This window comes from Cryobacterium sp. TS_SC_7 (genome assembly GCF_056156285.1).
This window is the reverse complement of sequence record NZ_CM149589.1, coordinates 2115622-2133080: the sequence shown is the minus strand read 5'-3', so window position 1 is coordinate 2133080 and position 17459 is coordinate 2115622. Positions and strand designations below refer to the sequence as shown.

Sequence of the window (17459 nt, the reverse complement as noted above, 5' to 3'; positions counted from 1 at the left end):
TCAGCCGCGCAGGGCCTGCCGGAAGGTGACGCGGGCACCCATGCGCAGGAGGGAGTTCGAGTAGATGCGCGAGCCCAGCAGGATCACGACGACCGTCGAGACGAGCAGGATGGCCAGGGAGAGCAGCGGTTCCCACCAGAGCGCGGTGTCGAGGAAGATCCGCATCGGCATGCCGACCGGCGCCGAGAACGGGATGTAGGACATCACGGCGAGCACGGCGGCGTTGTCGTTGAAGAAGATCACCAGAAAATAGGGAATCATCACGAGGAAGAGCACGGGTGAGGTGGCCGAGCCCACGTCTTCCTGACGGGAGACCATCGAGGCGGTCGCGGCGAAGAGTGCCGCGAGCATGACGAAGCCGAACGCGAAGAACACGGCGAACCAGACGATCGACGGCCCGACGGTGCCCAGCAGCCCGCTCTGGCCGGTGATGGCCATGCCGATCGAGACCAGAGCGCCGATCGCGACGATCTGACCGAAGGCCATGATGCTGTTGCCCACCACTTTGCCGCCGAGGAGGGCGCGAACGGGGATGGTGGTCATCAGGATCTCGACGACCCGGGTCTGCTTCTCCTCCACCACGCTCTGCGCGATGGTCGAGCCGAACGTGATGGCGGACATGAAGAAGACGAGTCCGAAGCCCAGGGAGACGAGGTAGACCAGGCCGCCGCTCTGCGGGGCCGGATCGAGCAGACTCACCGCGGGGGACACGCTCAGGGTGCCGAGAACGTCCAGCGGTGGGGAGTCCAGGGCGATGATGCGCACGCCGAGGGGATCAGCCTCTCCTGTGGCCGGTACGACGGCCGCGGAGACGTCTCCGGCGCGCACGAGCTTCTCGGCGGCCGCGACGTCATCCGCTTCCACGATGCGGAACGCCTCGGTCCGCTCGATGATCTGGGTGGCGGAGCCGACCACGGCCACCCGGGGCAGGCTCTGGTTCTGGCTCGCGATGCCGCCGGCGACGACGGAACCAATCGAGATCAGCAGCAGCAGCCCGGTCGAGATCAGGAACGCCTTGCTGCGGAGCCGGGCGATGATCTCGCGGGTGGCGACGAGCCACACGCTCCGGGCGAAGCTGGGGGCAGGGACGCGGGGGCGCGCCTGGACGCGGCTGTTCTGCGGGGTGCTCACTGCACGACCTCCTTGAAGATGGCGGCGAGGCTCGGCCGCTGCTGGCTGAACGACGTGACCGGCGCGCGGTCGAGGGCCTGGCGCAGGACGGCCTGGCTGGCGGCATCCGTTGCGGCCTCGAACACGGCGACGCCGTCGGAGAGGTCGAGCACGGAGATGCCGGGCACGGAGCGGATCCACTCCGCGTCGACCGCGGTGCGGAGCTCGAACCGGGGGCTGCTGTGCTGTTCGCGCAGCTGCTCACGAGGGCCGTTGGCCCGGATCTGGCCGTCGGCGATGATCACGACGTCGTCGCAGAGGCGCTCGACGATGTCGAGCTGGTGCGAGGAGAACAGCACCGGCGCGCCCTGGGCGGCGAAGCCGGAGAGTACGCTCATGACCACCTCCACCGCGATCGGGTCGAGGCCGGAGAACGGCTCGTCGAGCACGAGGAACTCCGGGTCGTGCACGAGTGCGGCCGCGATCTGGGCACGCTGCTGGTTGCCGAGCGAGAGGGACTGCACCAGGTCGCCGGCGCGCTCGCCGAGGCCGAGCCGATCGAGCAGCTCGGCGGTGTTGCGACGGGCGGATGCCGGGCTCAGCCCGTGCAGCCGCGCCAGGTAGACGAGGTGCTCGCCGACCTTCATCTTCGGATAGAGGCCGCGCTCCTCCGGCATGTAACCGAAACGGCGGCGGTCGTCGCTGGTCAGGGGCACGCCGTCCTGCAGCACCGTGCCGGAGTCGGCCGACAGCACCCCCAGGATGATCCGCATGGTGGTGGTCTTGCCGGCGCCGTTCGCCCCGACGAACCCGGTCAGGCGACCGCTCTCGACGCCGAAACTCACCCCGTTCAGCACCTGCCGGGTGCCGTAGTGCTTGTTCACGTTCCTGATCTCGAGCATGCCTACCCCTCCGTAGCCGTGCTGTCCACGCTATCGCGCCGCCGGATCAGGGGGCCAGCAGAACGCGGGAGTTGTTGACGGATGCGGCGGGCACGTCCCACAGGCCGCCGACCGCGGTCGCGAGCTCGGTTTCCAGCCCGGCGAGGGCCCGCACGACGAAGATGACCGCCGCGGCATCCGTGCTCGCCTTGGCGAAGCCCTGGCCGACCGCGCGGGTCCAGGTCTCCGCGGCGGCCTTCGCGGCGGCATAGTTCGCGCCGCCGGGAGCCGGTTTGTCGACCGACACCGACGAGACGATCGCCAGCCGGCCGGCCGGCGAGGCCAGCAGATGGTCGTTGAACGCGCGGGTGGTGTTGCGGAGCGTTGTGACGACGTGGGTGTGCAGGAAGTCCCAGTCCTCGTCGGACTGGCCGGCCAGTCCGCCGCCGCCGCGCCAGCCGCCGACGAGGTGGATCAGGCCGTCGATGGGTCCGTGGTCGGCGCGCACGGCTTCGGCCAGAGCCGTGACCTGCGCGAAATCACCGAGGTCACAGACGTACGTCTCGGCGCCGGGGACCTCGGCGGCAAGGCCCCGCAAGCGCTCGGCGTTGGAGCCGACCGCGATCACGTGCGCGCCGGCATCCGTCAGCGCGGAGGCGACAGCGCGGCCGGCCGCGCTGGTCGCACCGGCGATGAGCACGGTGCGACCGGCGACGGCAGGCCGCGCAGTGGTGTCAGTCACGTCGTCAGTCACGCCCGGTGAGCCCGGCGGTCGACTCGATCACGGGCTTCATCTTCTTGTCGAGCGCCTCGAAGAACATCGACAGCGGGAACTCGTCGTCGAGGACCAGGTCGGTGTACCCCTTCGGCGGGCCGGCGAGCACGTCCAGCGGCAGGCCCCGGGCCCACTGCGACGCCGGGTTCGGCGTGAGCGTCTCGGCGATCATCTCGTAGGCGGCCAGCCAGTGGGACTTCTTCGGCCGGTCGATCGACGCCCAGTAGAGGTCGTCGATCTGCTTGCCGAGCGCGATGACCACGTCGGGCACGGCGTCCCAGTCGAAGGTGAGCCGGGTGTCGGTCCAGTGCAGTACGTGGTGCTGGTGCATCCAGGCGAAGAGCAGCTGCCCGCCGAGGCCGTCGTAGTTGCGCACCCGGGAGCCGCTGATCGCGAACCGGAAGATCCGGTCGAAGATCACGGCGTACTGCACGAGCTTCGCGTGCGTGCGGGCCTCCGGGCTGGCGTTCTCGTCGCGCTCGATCGTCACCGATTCGCGGAAAGCGGTCAGGTCGCAGCGTAGTTCCTCGAGCGAATAGAGGAAGAACGGCATCCGCTGCTTGATCATGAACGGGTCGAACGGCAGGTCGCCGCGCATGTGCGTGCGGTCGTGGATGAGGTCCCACATGACGAAGGTTTCCTCGGTCAGGTGCTGGTCGTCGAGCAGCGCCGCCGCGTCGGCGGGCAGTTCGAGGCGGGTGATCTCGGCGGCCGCGCGCACCACCCGGCGGAACCGGGCGGCCTCGCGGTCGGCGAAGATCGCACCCCAGGTGAACGTGGGGATCTCGCGCATCGCCACGGTCTCGGGGAACAGGACGGCCGAGTTGGTGTCGTAACCGGGAGTGAAATCGAGGAACCTGATCGGCACGAACAGGCCGTTCGTGTACTCCTGCTCGAGCTGATCGATGAATTCCGGCCAGATGACCTCGATCAGCACGGCCTCGACGAAGCGGTTGGCGCTGCCGTTCTGCGTGTACATCGGGAACACGACCAGATGACGGATGCCGTCGAGTCGGTTCCGCTGCGGCTGGAACGCCATCAGGGAGTCGAAGAAGTCCGGCACGCCGAAGCCCTCGGTGCGCCAGCGGGTGAAGTCCATGTTCACCGCCGCGAGGTAGGCGTCGTCGTGCGGGAACAGCGGGGCGAGTTCGTCGATGGCGGCGATGATCACGTCGACGTGAGCCGCGGCATCCGCGTGGGCGGCGGCGATCGGGATCGAGCCGTCCTGCACCTGGCTGGCCTGCAGCGCGGTGGCGGCGGTCTTGAGGCGGAGCCAGGCCGGGTGGGTGGCCGGGTCGGCGCCGGAGGTGGTGGCGGAGTCGGTGACGGCATCCTCGAGAACCTCGGGCTCACCGACCAGTGCTTCGTGCGCAACATAATTCGACATGGGAACCTCCCGTTCTTTGTGAGTGCCGCGGTTGCGGCGGGGTGTGCGGGTAGTGATGGCACCGGCGTCGGCGCCAACGTCCAGAGTATCGGGACCCGACCGGCTTTTTCTTGCTACTTTCCGCAACGAATCGCCGCATTGACGGGGCCGCTGCGCCGGAAATCGCCGTTTCGGTCGAGAGTGTCCGTTGCGCCGGTCACTCTCGACCGGAACGGGCACTGTCGCCGGGCGGCGCTCCGGGCGGCGCTCCGGGTGGCGACCGGGACGCGGCCGGTGTCGACAGGCTTGACCGGGGCGCGGTATCGTCAGGGCAATCACAGAGCGAGGGGCGCCGGCAATGGACTTTGAGCAGGTGATCGCGGTGGTCATTCGGGTCGTCGAGGCGGCCGGTGCGGCCATCATGGTGCTTGGCGGTGCGGCCGCGTTCCTCGCCGCCGTTCCGGCGGCACTCCGGGCCGACACCCGGCAGGGTGCTTACACACAGCTGCGCCGCAATCTCGGCCGGGCCATCCTGCTCGGACTGGAAGTGCTGATCGTCGCCGACATCATCCGCACGATCCTGGTGGACCCGACCCCGCAGAGTGTGCTGGTACTCGGCTCGATCGTGGTGATCCGGGTGCTCCTCAGCTTCTCCCTCGAGGTGGAGATGGACGGCGCCTGGCCCTGGTCCCGCTGGCGCCTGGCCGGCCGGGGTCCGGACGGCGTCGCGACGTCGCATCCGCTCAAATAGCCCGATCGCCGCGTGAACCGACATGTTTGAGGGGTGGCGCGGGTCGGAAACCCCTCAAACGTGTCGGTTCACAGAGCGTCGGGAGGGGAAGCGGGGAAAGCGGGCGCCGAGGCGGCCCGGAGCCGCCAGAGCGACGTCGTCTCCTTCGAGCGGGCGGCGTGCAGGGGGTCGGACGCGTCGGCGGCGCGGCCGTGCACGGGCTTCGTGTCCAGGCGGGCGACGACCTCGAGTCCGGCGTCCTCGATCAGGTCGAGGAGTTCGCCGCGGGAGCGCAGGCCGAGGTGTTCGGCGATGTCGGAGAGCACGAGCCAGCCTTCCCCGGCCATTTCGAGGTGGTCGGCCAGCCCCGACAGGAAGCCGCGCAGCATCCGGCTGTCCGGGTCGTAGACGGCGAAGTCTGTGGCAGTGACGGCGGACGCGGGGATCCACGGCGGGTTGCAGACCACCAGGTCGGCGCGCCCGGCGGGGAACAGGTCGGCCCGGATGATCTCGACCGTGCCGGCCAGCCCGAGCCGCTCGATGTTCTCCCGCGCGCAGGCCAGTGCCCGCGGTTCCTGGTCGGTGCCGACCACATGACGGATGCCGCGCCGCGCCAGCAACGCGGCGATCACCCCGGTGCCCGTGCCGATGTCGAATGCGGTGGCGGGCGCCGCGCTGGAGCCGGCCTCGGCCTCAGAACCGCCGGCCGTCGCACCCCGCGCCGGCGGGAGCGGGGCCGTGTGGACGAGGTCGAGGTACTCGCCGCGCACCGGCGAGAAGACCCCGTAGTGCGGGTGGATGCGGGCGCCGAGCGCGGGCACGTCGACGCCGGTCGTGCGCCACTCATGCGCCCCGATGACGCCGACGAGCTCGCGCAGGGCGGTGACCGAGGCAGCCGTCGCCGGGCCGTAGGTTTCGGTGCAGGCGCGCCGCACATCGGGCGCGCGGCGAAGCGGCACGGTGTAGTCGGCGTCGAGCGGCACGAGCAGCAGTCCGAGCAACTGCGCCCGGCGCAGCGCCTCGGATCGGTAGCGCCGGAACGCCGCGGCCAGGTCGGTCGTGGGCGCGGGCCGGCCGCGGTCGACGCGGCGGCCTAAAGCAGTGAGCAACTGCCGGGCATTGTGGAAGTCACCGCGCCAGAGGATGCCGGTGCCGTTCCGCGCAAGGCGGTAGGCGGCATCCGCGGTCAGCTGGTCGTCGGCGATCACGATGCGTTGCGGCGGCGCCCAGCCGCTCTCCGAGTGCCAGAGGGCCGACCGGGTCTGCCCATCCTCCTGCCAGGTGATCCGGGCGGGCTCGGCGGTGGTGTTCGTGCTGCTCATGGGTTCCATCCTCGCGCTCCAGCGCGCCGAGTTCGACCGGTGCGGTCGAGTTCGAGTCGTGTGCCGGTCGACGTCGACCGGGAGTGTCGATGTCGGCGGGTGGGGCTGGCGTGCGGCCGGCCCCGATCGGCTATCGGAGGGCGGGCATGACCTCGCGCTCGAAGAGCTCCAGGCCCGAGCGGTCGTAGGCGGCCTCCGGGAAGTAGTGGATGGCGTAGCCGAGGCCGTGTTCCCTCATGCCCTTGAGGCGCTCGACGACCTGCTCCGGCGTGCCGACGCCCTGCGCTTCGCCGCTGCGGTACTCGGTCATGAAGTCGGCCGCGCCGTCCTCGCCGAGATATGGGGCGACGCGGGACTGGATGGCGTCGAGTCGGTCGGCGACCTCGGCCTCCGTGGCCCCGATCACGGTGTTGTAGTTCGCCGAACGGGTGATGGCGCCGAAGTCGGTGCCCTCCGCCCGGCAGTGCGCCTCGAGCAGTTCGCTCTTGTGCGAGAAGCCCTCGGGCGAGCCGTCGAAGTTGGTGTAGTTCGCGTACTTCGCGGCGATCTTCAGGGTGACCTTCTCACCGCCGCCGGCGATCCAGACCGGGATGCCGCCATCCTGCAGGGGAAGCGGCCGCATGATGGCGCCGTCCACCTGGTAGTGCTGTCCGTCGAGGGTGGCGGTGCCGGTGGTCCAGGCCTGGCGCATGATCTGCACGCCCTCGTCGAGGCGGGCGAGGCGCTCGCCGGCGCGGGGGAAGCCGTAGCCGTAGGCGCGCCACTCGTGTTCGTACCAGCCGGCGCCGATGCCCATTTCGACGCGCCCACCGGAGATCACGTCGATGGTCGACGCGACCTTGGCGAGGTAGGCCGGGTTGCGATAGCTGATGCAGGTGCACATCTGGCCGAGGCGCACTCGCTTCGTGGTGGCCGCGAACGCGCTCATCAGCGTCCAGGCCTCGTGGGTGGCCTCCTCGCTCGGCACCGGCACGGTGTGGAAGTGGTCGTACACCCAGATCGACTCCCACTCGCCGGCATCGGCGTGGGCGGCAAGGCCGCTCATGGTCGCCCACTGCTCGGCCGGGTCGATGCCGACCAGGTCGTGGCGCCAGCCCTGAGGTATGAAGAGTCCGAATCGCATGGTTTCGAGCCTACGCTTGGGCAGCGGATGCCTGGCGCGCGTCACACGGTTGCAGCGTCTGCCCGAGACCGGGGAGGATCAACACCATGAAGTTCGTTCTGGCCCCTGACTCGTTCAAGGAGTCCATGTCGGCCGCCGAGGCCGCCGCGGCCCTGGAGCGCGGCATCCGTGCCGTGTTCCCGACCGCCGAGTGCGTGCGGGTGCCGATGGCCGACGGCGGCGAGGGCACCGTGGAGGCGCTCGTCACCGCGAGCGGCGGCGAGATCGTGGAGGTCGAGGTGCAGGATGCCCTCGGTCGCCCGGTGCGGGCGGCCTACGGCTACGTGGCCGACGATCGACTGGCGATCATCGAGATCGCGGCGGCGGCCGGAATTCACCTGGTCGCGGCGGCGGAGCGTGACGTGCGCACCGCGAGCACATTCGGTGTGGGGGAGCTCATCACCGACGCGCTCGACCGCGGCGCGATCCGGTTCGTGGTCGGCCTGGGCGGATCGGTGACCAATGACGGGGGCGCCGGCATGCTGCACGCCCTCGGTGCGCGGCTGCTCGATGCGGACGGTCGCGACCTGGCAGGCGGCGGCGCCGCGCTCGCCGGGTTGAGCACGATCGACCTCGAAGGATTCGACCCGCGGGCCCGGTCCGCAGCGTACGAGATTGCGAGCGACGTCTCCAACCCGCTGCTCGGCCCCGATGGCGCCAGCGCCATCTTCGGTCCGCAGAAAGGCGCCGATCCGCAGGCCGTGCGGGACCTCGAGGCGGCCCTCACGGTCTACGCGGATGTGCTCGCCGTGGACTCCGGGCGTTCCGTGGCGGAGATGCCCGGCGCCGGTGCGGCCGGCGGGCTCGGCGCGGCATTCCTCGCCTGCTTCGACTCCCGCATGCGCCGCGGCGTGGAGGTGGTGATGGAGGCGGCCCTCCTCGAGCAACGCCTGAGCGGGGCCGACTTCGTCTTCACCGGCGAGGGCAGCATCGACGGGCAGACCCTGCACGGCAAGACCCCGCTCGGGGTGGCCGAGGCTGCCGCGCGCCACGGCGTGCCCGTGATCGCGTTCGCGGGCCGGGTCGGACCGGGGGCCGACGTGCTCTACGACCAGGGCTTCACCGCGCTGGTTCCGATCCTCCAGGAGGTCAGCGACCTGCCGCGGGCGCTGACGGATGGCCCGGCGAACCTCGAGCGGGCCGCCGCGACGGTGTGCCGCCTCCTCGCCCTCGGACGGTCGGCCGGGACGCCGCACGGGGCTCAGGCAGGCTGGGCGACGGGCGCCTGAGCCTGCGGTGCGCAGAGCGAGCTAGGTTCCGCCCTCGTTCGCGAGGGTGATGGCGGCGGCCAGCGCCGCGACGGAGTCGAGGTAACGGCCGCCGGGCGTGGTGGGATGCCCCTGGGAATCGAAACGGTAGACCAGCGGCTGCCCGGTGGGCAGGTTCAGGTCACGGATCTGCGTATCGGAAAGATCGTCGAGCACCGCGCACAGGGCACGCAGGGAGTTGCCGTGCGCGATCACGAGAACGGTCCGGCCGCGGGCGAGAAGCGGGTCGACGCGCTCGGTGAGGAAGGCATCCACTCGACGGATGACGTCGCTGAGCGCCTCGGTTCGGGTCAGCGCGGCGGGCGGCAGGGCGCGGAACAGGGCGGTGGCGGCGAATTCGTCGAAGAGCCGGTCGCCCATCGCGGGTGGGGCCTCGGCGACTGAGCGGCGCCAGGCCACGAATTGCGCTTCGCCGAACTCGGCGCGCACATCGTCTTTGGACCGGCCGGTGAGCGCGCCGTAGTTGCGTTCGTTGAGGCGCCAATCCGCCTCCAGAGCCGCGAGCGGGCGGGCCAGGCCGGCGGCGACGATGGCGGCGGTCTGGCGCGCACGCGTCAGCGTTGAGGTGAAGAGGATGACCGGGGCTGCGGGAGGAGGCAGAAGGGTGTCGACCTGCGGCACGTCGAGGGGTAGCGCCGCGTTCAGAAGGGCGGTGGCCGCGTGGGCCTCGCGGGTTCCCTGCTCTGACAACGGCGCATCCAGCACGCCCGTGAACAGGCCGGCGGCGTTCGCGGTGCTCTCGCCGTGCCGCAGCACGATCAACACTCCCGCTTTGCGCACGGTTACCAGCCCTGTTCAATCTCATTGGCCTGGCAGCGGATGTCGCAGCCCAAGGCGTCGCGGACGTCTTCCGCCGCATTTTTCAGGCTACAGCCCCCGCCGCTCCCGCCACCCGGCCGCGAGAGCGCACAATGTGCCCCTTCAGCGGCGCCATGGGGGCAGATTGTGCGCTCTCGCGAGAGGGGAGCGGTGCGGTCTCGCGGGGGTCGAGGGGCTTAGAAGCCGAAGTCGCCGCCGAAGTCGCCGCCGCCGCCGAAGTCTCCGCCTCCGTCGAAGTCCCCTCCGCCCGCGTCGCCGCCGGAACCCGCGTCGCCGCCGGAGTCACCGGAACCCGAATCGCCGGATCCGGCGTCGCCGGAGGCATCCGTCGCTCCGGAATCCATCGGAAGGAAGGCACTCATCAGAGTCGACGCGATCACGTAGCCGGCAACGGTGCCGAGCAGGGAACTGCCGACCATGCTGCCGAAGCTCGGCCCGCCCTGACCTTGCCCGCCCTGGCCCTGATTGCCGAAGGCGCGGGTGAGGGTGCCGGGTTGGCGCAGCTCTGCCCGGGTGGCGGCCTGGGCCAGAGTCGCCGGTTCGGCGTTCGCGGGGCGCTCGCTTGCCTCGGCGTTCTCGCTCAGTTGGCGGAACAGCAGGTCGCGCTGTTCATCGGTGAGTTTGCTGAAGGCCTCCGCGTGAACCTGCTCGATCGTCTCGGGCGGTGCCGTGCGCAGCAGGTATTGGTAGCGTTCGACGGCGATCTCGTCGTCGGTGCGCTGAGGCGCCGTGGCGCGGCCCTGCTGCGGCTGCTGCTGGGGCTCGGTGCCGAAGAGGCGGTCGAAGAATCCCATGGTGTGCTCCTTGGCTCGGGGTCTGGGGCGTTGTCCTCTACGATTCCACCCGTCGCTGGGTAGGCGCTGGAACCGCGGCACGGGTCGTGACGGGTCGGGCCTGGCAGCACCTGCGGTGACCGGGCGACGACCCCGGTGCGCTCGGAGCGCACGATGACTTCGACGTGTCAGCCCGGATGCGGGGTGTTCAATGTGCACCACTCGGCTCATCTTCTTGGGATGATGGGCCCATGACTCGAACCGTTTCCGGAGCCCTTGTGCTGATCACCGGTGCCGCCAGCGGCATGGGCCGCCTCTACGCTGAGCGGGCCGTGGCCGAGGGGGCGAAGGCCGTGATCCTCTGGGATCGTGACGCCGGGGCTCTCACTCGTGTTGCCGGCATCCTCGGTGATCGCGCGGGCGAGGGAACGATCGTGGCGCCGTACGTCGTGGACATCGCCGACCTCGGTGCGATCGCCCAGACCGCGCAGCGGGTGCGCACCGAGGTCGGTGATCCGGACATCGTGATCAACAACGCCGGCATCGTGCGCGGCGCCTTTTTCTGGGAGCACGACAACGGCGCCGACACCCGGCCGACCATGCAGATCAACGCGCTCGCACCGATGTACATCACGCGTGAGTTCCTGCCGGCGATGATGGCGAATCAAGGTCGTGCGGCGCGCATCGTGAACATCGCGTCGGCGGCCGGGATGCTTTCGAACCCGCGGATGAGCGTCTATGCCGCATCCAAGGCTGCTCTGATCGGCTGGAGCGACTCTCTGCGTCTGGAGCTGCTTCAGCAGCGCTACGGGCATGTGAAGGTCACGACCGTGAGCCCCAGCTACATCTCGACGGGCATGTTCGAGGGTGCTCGCGGACCGCTTCTGACGCCGGTGATGACGCCGGAGTACGTGGTCGATCGGGTCTGGAAGGCGATGCTCGCCGGAGCGCCCATGCTCACCATGCCGTGGACGGTCCAGCTCTCGAAGGTGGCCCGCGGGTTGCTGCCCCTGCCCCTGTGGGACGTCGTCGCCGGTCGCATCTTCGGTGTCTACGGCTCCATGGACAAGTTCACCGGCCGCTCTTGATCGTGCCTGCTGCGGACTGAGGGCGCGAGGACGGCAACGTCGCACAGACGTCAGTAGACGGCAGACCCAGGGAATCCGGTCTGCGGATCACAGGGTGGCCCTCTTGCTGGGCAATGCGATCAGCGTTTGTTCCGGGTCGACGTCGACCGGTGGTCGTAGCCAGTAGTCGTTTCCGGTGCGGATGATCGTCCAGTGCTGGTTGTGAAGGAGCAGGTGGTGCGGATGGCAGAGGAGTATTCCGTCGGCAAGGTCGGTGTACCCGTTGCCTTTCAACCATTCGTTGATGTGGTGCGCTTCGCTCCATGCCGGTGATCGGTCGCAGTCGACCCACCGGCAGCCGCCGTCACGCACTCCCATCGCGGCGCGTTGTGCTTCGGTGAAGAGTCGTTCGTCACGGCCGACGTTGATGATCTGGCCGGTGTCGTCGATTTGGATGCCGCGGGTTCCGGTGTCGCAGAGCAGCCGGTCGATGGTCTCCTGCGAGATCGGCACGGGGTTGCCCTCGATCTGACCATGGGCGGCGGCTTCGGCCGGCACCGGTCCATCCGTCTTGAGGGACTTCTCGGTGACGATGACCCGCACCGAGGGGCGGCGGCCGCCGAAGACCCGGCCCTGGTCGGCCTCACCGGCGATCTTCAGCAGCTGGACGAGGGCGTCGGCGGCGATCTGCTCGGTGCTGCGCGGGTCGTCCTGCACACGTTTCGCCCAGGCGGCCCTCTCCTTGTCGACGAAGCGCACCCCTCCGCGGCGAGGGCTGGTCACGGAGTCAAAAGCCGAGAGCACGAACTCGCCGTCTTCGGGAGCGAAGAGGCCGTGCAGGCGCACCTTGCCGTTGCCGAGCCGGTAGACCCGCAGGAACCGGTCGTCGTGGGCCTGCTTCTCCCGGGCGGCGATGCCGGCCTCGTCGAGCTGGTCGCGCAGGCGCCGGGCGAGCTTGAAGACCTGATCTGCGTTCAGTGACGCGGCCTCAACGAGGAGCGTCTCGAGGGCTGTGCCGAGTTTCTCGGCAGTGACCGCGGCGTCGATCTGGCCGAGGCCGGAACGGATCGACTCGGCCGCATCGACCGAGAGGCTGCCGTCGGTGACAGCTCGGGCGATCGGTGCCTGCCACGGCACCTTCGCCACGAACTCCGCGACCGCGGCGGGATCCGCGTCGGGCGACTCCACGGCCGCCTCGACCAGTTTCTCCGCTGCCTCGGCGTCAGCCATCATCGTGCCGACCGCGACGAGCTTGAACGCGTCGTTCTTGGTCGAGCCGGTCACGGTCTGGATGAGAGCCTCGGGGGAGAGGAAGCCCTGCTGTGCGGCCAGGCCGGAGTGGCCGAGCTCGGGCCGGGAGCGGCGGGCGATGGTCGCGGCCATCCAGGCGGAGCGGGTGTCGAGGAGCCGGCGGGCGGCTGCGATCTGCTTCTGGCCGGCCAGCACCTCGGCGTCGGGCAGGGCCTCGTAGTCGGCGCAGGAGGAGCCCAGGCGGGCGACGGCATCCGTTGCCTGCCTGAGGTCGTCTGCGGTGGTGGTCATGCGTCGAGAATAGCAGAGTTAGTAGGTGTAGTCGAGAGTTTGTCATATATTTATAGACAGATATTCGAAGTCGTGTTCTAAGCAGTTACGGGTTGTCTCGCCGGGTCTCGACAGGCTCGACCACCGGGGTCGCGACAGGGTCGGCTCGCCGGGTCTCGACAGGCTCGACCACCGGGGTCGCGACAGGGACGGCTTGCCGGGTCTCGACAGGCTCGACCACCGGGGTCTCGACAGGGTCGGCTTGCCGGGTCTCGACAGGCTCGACCACCGGGGTCTCGACAGGCTCGACCACCGGGGGCGGGTCGGCTTGCCGGGTCTCGACAGGCTCGACCACCGGGGTCTCGACAGGGTCGACCACTGGGGGCTCGACAGGGCGGCTTGCCGGGTCTCGACAGGCTTGACCACCGGGAGCGCCCGGGTGGCCGCAGCGCCGACTCGCGGCGCTGGTTAGAGCGTGCGCCTGCTTCTACACGGTGCGCCGCGAGGAGAGAGGCTAGCGGAATGTCTGGGACTTTCGGAGGGAGCCGTCGGGATTGTAGAAGGTCCAGTCGCCGGTGCGCTTGCCGGCTCGCCAGGCTCCCGTGTCCATAAGGGTCCCGTTCTCGTGCCAGCGTTGCCAGGGGCCGTCCTGCTTGCCCTCGACGAAGTCGCCTTTCTGGAGGAGTTCGCCGTTCTCACGCCACCACGTCCAGCGGCCGTCGAACTCCCCGTGCACGAAGGCGCCCTCGGCCTTGAGCTGGCCGTTGCGGTACCAATTGCGCCACGGTCCGTGCTTCTTGCCGGCGACGACGGGTCCCTCACCCATGAGCGTTCCGTCTTGATAGGTGTCCCGCTGAATCTTCATGGTGGCCTCCCGCGCTGTACCGGCATGCTACTTCGTGTTTCGTCGCCCCGGGCCGTGATTCAATCCGCACCACATTCGCGTGAACGCATTGACAGTCGCAACAGGGTAGATCTAGGATGGAATCGTTTCCATGGAAACGATTCCACGAGAACAGCGCAGGCACACACACGAGTGCGCTACGTACCCGTACGAACACGAAGAGGTGAACATGGTCGCCATCACGATCAAGGATGTCGCCGCCCTCGCCGGCGTCTCCGTGGCCACCGCCTCCCGGGTGCTCTCCGGCAGCCCGGCCACCTCGCCCGAGGCTCGGGCCAACGTCGTCGCCGCGGCCGCCCAGCTCGACTATCGACCCAACGCCCAGGCGCGGGCCCTGCGCAGCACGCACACCGAGTCCATCGGCCTGCTGGTATCGGATGTGCGCAACCCCTTCTTCGCCGACCTCGCCCACACGGTCGAACAGGCCGCCCTGGCTGCCGGCTACGTCACCCTGCTCGGCAACGCGAATGAGCGCAAGGAACAGCAGGACCGGTACCTCGACACCCTGATCTCCCGGCGGGTGGACGGCATCGTCGTGTCACCACTCGGGGACGGCAGCGGCAGCATCCGTTCACTGATCCAGCGGAAGATCCCGACCGTCTTCGTGGACCGCACCGTGGACGGCGTCGACGTGCCGAGCGTGACCACCGACAGCGAGACCGGCATCCGTCAGGCCGTCGAACACCTCGCGGCCGCCGGGCACACCCGCATCGGCTACATCTCGGGCCCGCAGAGCATCTCGACCGGCCGGGACCGCTTCGCCGCCTTCACCCGCGCCGTGGCCGAGTTCGGCCTCAGTCAGGATCCCGAGCTCGTGTACTTCGGCGACTTCCAGGCCGCCAGCGGGTCGGCGGGCGTGCACGCGCTTCTCGAACTGCGCCAGCCGCCGACCGCGCTGCTCGCCGCCGACAGCCCGATGGCCGTGGGTGCGATCGCCATCCTGCACCGGCGCGGGCTGCGCATCGGCCGCGACGTGGCCCTGATCGCCTTCGACGACATCGAGTGGTTCGCGCTGCTCGACCCGGCGCTGAGCGTCATTTCGCACAGCGTCGAGGAGATGGGCCGCATCGCCGTGAAGATGCTGCTCGAGGTCATCGGCGGCGGCACGCCCGAGTCGGTGGTCCTGCCGAGCGAGCTGATCATCCGCGGGTCGTCCTCGGCGCCCGTCTCACCCACACCTCTCTCACCAGAATTCGTTTAACCCGCAGCCGGGCCGAGCCCGAGAAAGAACTGACATGAGTCAACAACCACTGGTCACCCTCCAGAATGTGGGCAAGACCTTCGGCCCGGTGACGGTCATCAAAGACGTCACCGTCAGCGTCTACGCCGGACAGGTGCAGGTACTGCTGGGCGAGAACGGCGCCGGCAAATCCACCCTGATCAAGATGATGGCGGGGGTGTACCAGCCGGATGCCGGCCACATCGTGGTGGACGGTAAGACGGTCACCCTGCCGACCACCCGCGCGGCCGAGGAACTCGGCATCGCCACGATCCACCAGGAACTGAACCTCGTTCCCACCATGAGCATCGCCGAGAACGTGATGCTCGGGCGGATGCCGACCAAGCACGGCATGGTCGATCGCAGCGCCCTGCGCAACCGGGCACGCGCCGCCCTCGCCCTGATCGGACTCGACGTCAGTGTCGACACCCTGGTCGGGGACCTCGGCATCGCCCAGCAGCAGCTGGTGGAGATCGCCAAGGCCCTGAGCATCAACGCCCGCATCCTGATCCTGGACGAGCCCACCGCGGCGCTGACCCGCCACGAGACCGAGAGCCTGTTCGCCGTGATGGCCGACCTGCGCCGGCGCGGAGTGGGCATGCTGTTCATCAGCCACCACCTCGACGAGATCGCCGAGGTCGGAGACACCGTGACCGTGCTCCGCGACGGCGAGTTCATCGCCGAGGTCCCCGCTTCCACCCCCGAAGACGACCTCGTGAAGCTCATGGTCGGCCGTAGCATCGAGGACCAGTTCCCCCGGGTGACCGGTGACGTGAGCGAGGCGCCCGAGATCCTCGCGGTCGACCACCTCACCTCGACCGGCTCCTTCACCGACATCAGCTTCACCGTCAAGGCCGGTGAGGTGCTCGGCATCGCCGGGCTGGTCGGTGCCGGACGCACCGAACTGATCCGGGCGATCGCCGGCGCCGACCGGTACACCTCCGGAACGGTCGCCGTGCGCGGCCGGCACCTGCCGAACGGCAGCATCCAGGCGGCGATCGCCGCGGGTGTCGGGCACGTGCCCGAAGACCGCAAGGGGCAGGGGCTGGTGCTCGACGCATCCGTCAACGACAACCTCGGCTACGCCACGCTGTCCTCCACCGCGAAGCTGGGCCTGGTCGACTTCGCCGGCCAGCGCAGCCGGGCCGGCGACGTGGCCAAGAAACTTCGCATTCGGATGCACACCATCGACCAGCCGATCGGCGCACTCTCCGGAGGCAACCAGCAGAAGGCCGTGTTCGGTCGCTGGATCATCGCCGCCTCCACGGTGCTGCTGCTCGACGAACCCACCCGCGGCGTCGACGTGGGCGCCAAGGTCGAGATCTACGAATTGATGAACGCGATCACGGCGGCCGGGGGAGCGATTCTGATGGTCTCCAGCGAGCTGCCCGAGATCCTCGGCATGAGCGACCGCATCCTGGTGATGCGCGACGGCCGGCTCGCCGGCGAGCTCAGCGCCGCCGAGGCCACCCAGGACGCAGTCATGACACTCGCCGCCCGCGATGTCGACGAGAATCACGAACAGAGATAGGGAACCACACCATGTCCACCGCAACCGTGCCGGCGAAGCGCCGCAGCTTCGACTACAAGAAATTCCTCGCCAACAACGGCGCCCTCGTCGGCCTCGTCGTTCTCTGCATCGCCCTGTTCATCGCGACTCCCGACTTCCTGACCGCGCAGAATCTGCTCAACATCGGCATCCAGGTATCCACGGTGGCCGTGCTGGCCTTCGGGATGACCTTCGTCATCGTGGCCGGCGGGATCGACCTCTCGGTCGGTGCCGTGGCGGCCCTGTCGGCAATGTCGTCGGGCTGGATGTTCGCCAGCGCCGGCCTCCCCGGCTGGCTCGCCCTCATCGGCGGTCTCCTGGTCGGAACGCTGGCCGGCACCATCAACGGTCTGGCCAACGCCTACGGCAAACTGCCTTCATTCATCGCCACGCTCGCCATGCTCAGCGTGGCCCGCGGGCTGACCCTGGTCATCTCCGACGGCCGCCCGATCAAAATGCCGGCCGAGGTCTCCTTCCTCGGTGGCAACGTGGGACCGGTCCCGATGCCCATCATCATCCTGGTGCTGGCCGCACTCGCCGCCTCTTTCCTGCTCAACCGCACCGTCATCGGCCGCTCCATGTACGCGGTCGGCGGCAACGCCGAAGCCGCCCGGCTGTCGGGCCTGCCGGTCAAACGCATCCTCGTCACGGTCTTCGCCCTGGCCGGCCTGTTCGCCGCCCTCGCCGGGCTGCTCCTCGCCGGGCGCCTCGACTCCGCGCAGCCTCAGGCCGCTGCCGGCTACGAACTCGACGCCATCGCGGCCGTCGTGATCGGCGGCGCCTCACTCGCCGGGGGCCTCGGCAAAATCTCGGGCACCTTCGTCGGCGCCCTCGTGCTCGTCGTCATCCGCAATGGGCTCAACCTGCTCAACGTGACGTCGTTCTGGCAGCAGGTCGTCATCGGCCTCGTGATCGCCCTCGCCGTGGGCATCGACGTGCTGCGCCGCAAGACCCGTAGCAGCTGACCCGGCCGACGCCCGGCATCCGTTACCC

The 17459-nt window shown here is 69.4% G+C and carries 17 protein-coding genes; 6 read left to right on the top strand and 11 right to left on the bottom strand.

All coding sequences use genetic code 11. The annotated features are described in order from the left end of the window. Genes AC0J5J_RS09780 through AC0J5J_RS09765 form a run of 4 tightly spaced genes read right to left on the bottom strand, consistent with a single transcriptional unit; the run spans nt 1 to nt 4153 of the window. Entirely contained in the window at nt 1-1131 is a 1131-nt protein-coding gene (locus tag AC0J5J_RS09780; RefSeq protein ID WP_134425874.1) for an ABC transporter permease, read from the bottom strand. Continuing rightward, nucleotides 1128-2012 carry an ABC transporter ATP-binding protein gene (locus tag AC0J5J_RS09775; RefSeq protein ID WP_134425875.1) on the bottom strand — a complete coding sequence of 295 codons (885 nt, stop codon included), beginning with the start codon at nt 2010-2012 and terminating at the stop codon, nt 1128-1130. Before AC0J5J_RS09775 ends, AC0J5J_RS09780 begins: the two co-directional genes overlap by 4 nt. Before the next feature lie 46 nt (nt 2013-2058). Further along, on the bottom strand, nt 2059-2733 hold the full coding sequence (locus AC0J5J_RS09770; RefSeq protein WP_474897777.1) for an SDR family NAD(P)-dependent oxidoreductase: 675 nt from the start codon (nt 2731-2733) through the stop codon (nt 2059-2061). 4 nt (nt 2734-2737) lie between these two features. After that, nucleotides 2738-4153, bottom strand: coding sequence for a DUF6421 family protein (locus AC0J5J_RS09765; RefSeq protein ID WP_474897775.1), 1416 nt, complete (start codon nt 4151-4153; stop codon nt 2738-2740). A gap of 337 nt (nt 4154-4490) precedes the next feature. Between AC0J5J_RS09765 and AC0J5J_RS09760 the strand changes: the two genes are divergently transcribed. Then, complete coding sequence (locus tag AC0J5J_RS09760) at nt 4491-4883, top strand: DUF1622 domain-containing protein (protein WP_134425877.1); 393 nt, start codon at nt 4491-4493, stop codon at nt 4881-4883. A gap of 68 nt (nt 4884-4951) precedes the next feature. Here AC0J5J_RS09760 and AC0J5J_RS09755 read toward each other — a convergent pair whose 3' ends face one another. Together AC0J5J_RS09755 and AC0J5J_RS09750 are read right to left on the bottom strand one after the other, a co-directional pair. Continuing rightward, nucleotides 4952-6184 carry a methyltransferase gene (locus AC0J5J_RS09755; RefSeq protein ID WP_474897774.1) on the bottom strand — a complete coding sequence of 411 codons (1233 nt, stop codon included), beginning with the start codon at nt 6182-6184 and terminating at the stop codon, nt 4952-4954. A 130-nt stretch (nt 6185-6314) separates the two neighbouring features. Then, complete coding sequence (locus AC0J5J_RS09750; RefSeq protein WP_474897772.1) at nt 6315-7307, bottom strand: LLM class F420-dependent oxidoreductase; 993 nt, start codon at nt 7305-7307, stop codon at nt 6315-6317. Nucleotides 7308-7393: 86 nt separating this feature from the next. On the opposite strand from AC0J5J_RS09750, the gene AC0J5J_RS09745 reads away from it, so the two are divergent. Continuing rightward, on the top strand, nt 7394-8575 hold the full coding sequence (locus tag AC0J5J_RS09745; protein ID WP_474897770.1) for a glycerate kinase: 1182 nt from the start codon (nt 7394-7396) through the stop codon (nt 8573-8575). 21 nt (nt 8576-8596) lie between these two features. Here AC0J5J_RS09745 and AC0J5J_RS09740 read toward each other — a convergent pair whose 3' ends face one another. Together AC0J5J_RS09740 and AC0J5J_RS09735 are read right to left on the bottom strand one after the other, a co-directional pair. Beyond that, nucleotides 8597-9394: a 2,3-bisphosphoglycerate-dependent phosphoglycerate mutase gene (locus AC0J5J_RS09740; RefSeq protein WP_474897768.1), complete on the bottom strand. Its 798-nt coding sequence runs from the start codon at nt 9392-9394 to the stop codon at nt 8597-8599. A 215-nt stretch (nt 9395-9609) separates the two neighbouring features. Then, complete coding sequence (locus AC0J5J_RS09735) at nt 9610-10227, bottom strand: hypothetical protein (RefSeq protein ID WP_474897766.1); 618 nt, start codon at nt 10225-10227, stop codon at nt 9610-9612. Nucleotides 10228-10457: 230 nt separating this feature from the next. Between AC0J5J_RS09735 and AC0J5J_RS09730 the strand changes: the two genes are divergently transcribed. Continuing rightward, nucleotides 10458-11294, top strand: coding sequence for an SDR family NAD(P)-dependent oxidoreductase (locus AC0J5J_RS09730; protein ID WP_134425883.1), 837 nt, complete (start codon nt 10458-10460; stop codon nt 11292-11294). A gap of 87 nt (nt 11295-11381) precedes the next feature. On the opposite strand, the gene AC0J5J_RS09725 is transcribed toward AC0J5J_RS09730, so the two are convergent. From AC0J5J_RS09725 to AC0J5J_RS09715, 3 genes are all read right to left on the bottom strand, one after another. After that, complete coding sequence (locus tag AC0J5J_RS09725) at nt 11382-12815, bottom strand: DUF222 domain-containing protein (protein WP_474897765.1); 1434 nt, start codon at nt 12813-12815, stop codon at nt 11382-11384. An 85-nt stretch (nt 12816-12900) separates the two neighbouring features. Beyond that, nucleotides 12901-13173 (bottom strand): hypothetical protein, encoded by a 273-nt coding sequence (locus AC0J5J_RS09720; RefSeq protein ID WP_474897763.1) that lies wholly within the window; start codon nt 13171-13173, stop codon nt 12901-12903. Nucleotides 13174-13308: 135 nt separating this feature from the next. Further along, a complete protein-coding gene (locus tag AC0J5J_RS09715; RefSeq protein WP_474897761.1) occupies nt 13309-13659 on the bottom strand; it encodes a toxin-antitoxin system YwqK family antitoxin in 351 nt (116 codons plus the stop codon). 208 nt (nt 13660-13867) lie between these two features. Between AC0J5J_RS09715 and AC0J5J_RS09710 the strand changes: the two genes are divergently transcribed. From AC0J5J_RS09710 to AC0J5J_RS09700, 3 genes are read left to right on the top strand one after another with little or no spacing between them, the layout of a single operon-like run. Continuing rightward, nucleotides 13868-14899 carry a LacI family DNA-binding transcriptional regulator gene (locus AC0J5J_RS09710; RefSeq protein ID WP_134425909.1) on the top strand — a complete coding sequence of 344 codons (1032 nt, stop codon included), beginning with the start codon at nt 13868-13870 and terminating at the stop codon, nt 14897-14899. A 34-nt stretch (nt 14900-14933) separates the two neighbouring features. Beyond that, a complete protein-coding gene (locus AC0J5J_RS09705) occupies nt 14934-16448 on the top strand; it encodes a sugar ABC transporter ATP-binding protein (protein ID WP_474897759.1) in 1515 nt (504 codons plus the stop codon). A gap of 11 nt (nt 16449-16459) precedes the next feature. Next, nucleotides 16460-17431, top strand: a complete 972-nt coding sequence (locus tag AC0J5J_RS09700) for an ABC transporter permease (RefSeq protein ID WP_134425888.1) — start codon at nt 16460-16462, stop codon at nt 17429-17431. Nucleotides 17432-17459: the final 28 nt, after the last annotated feature.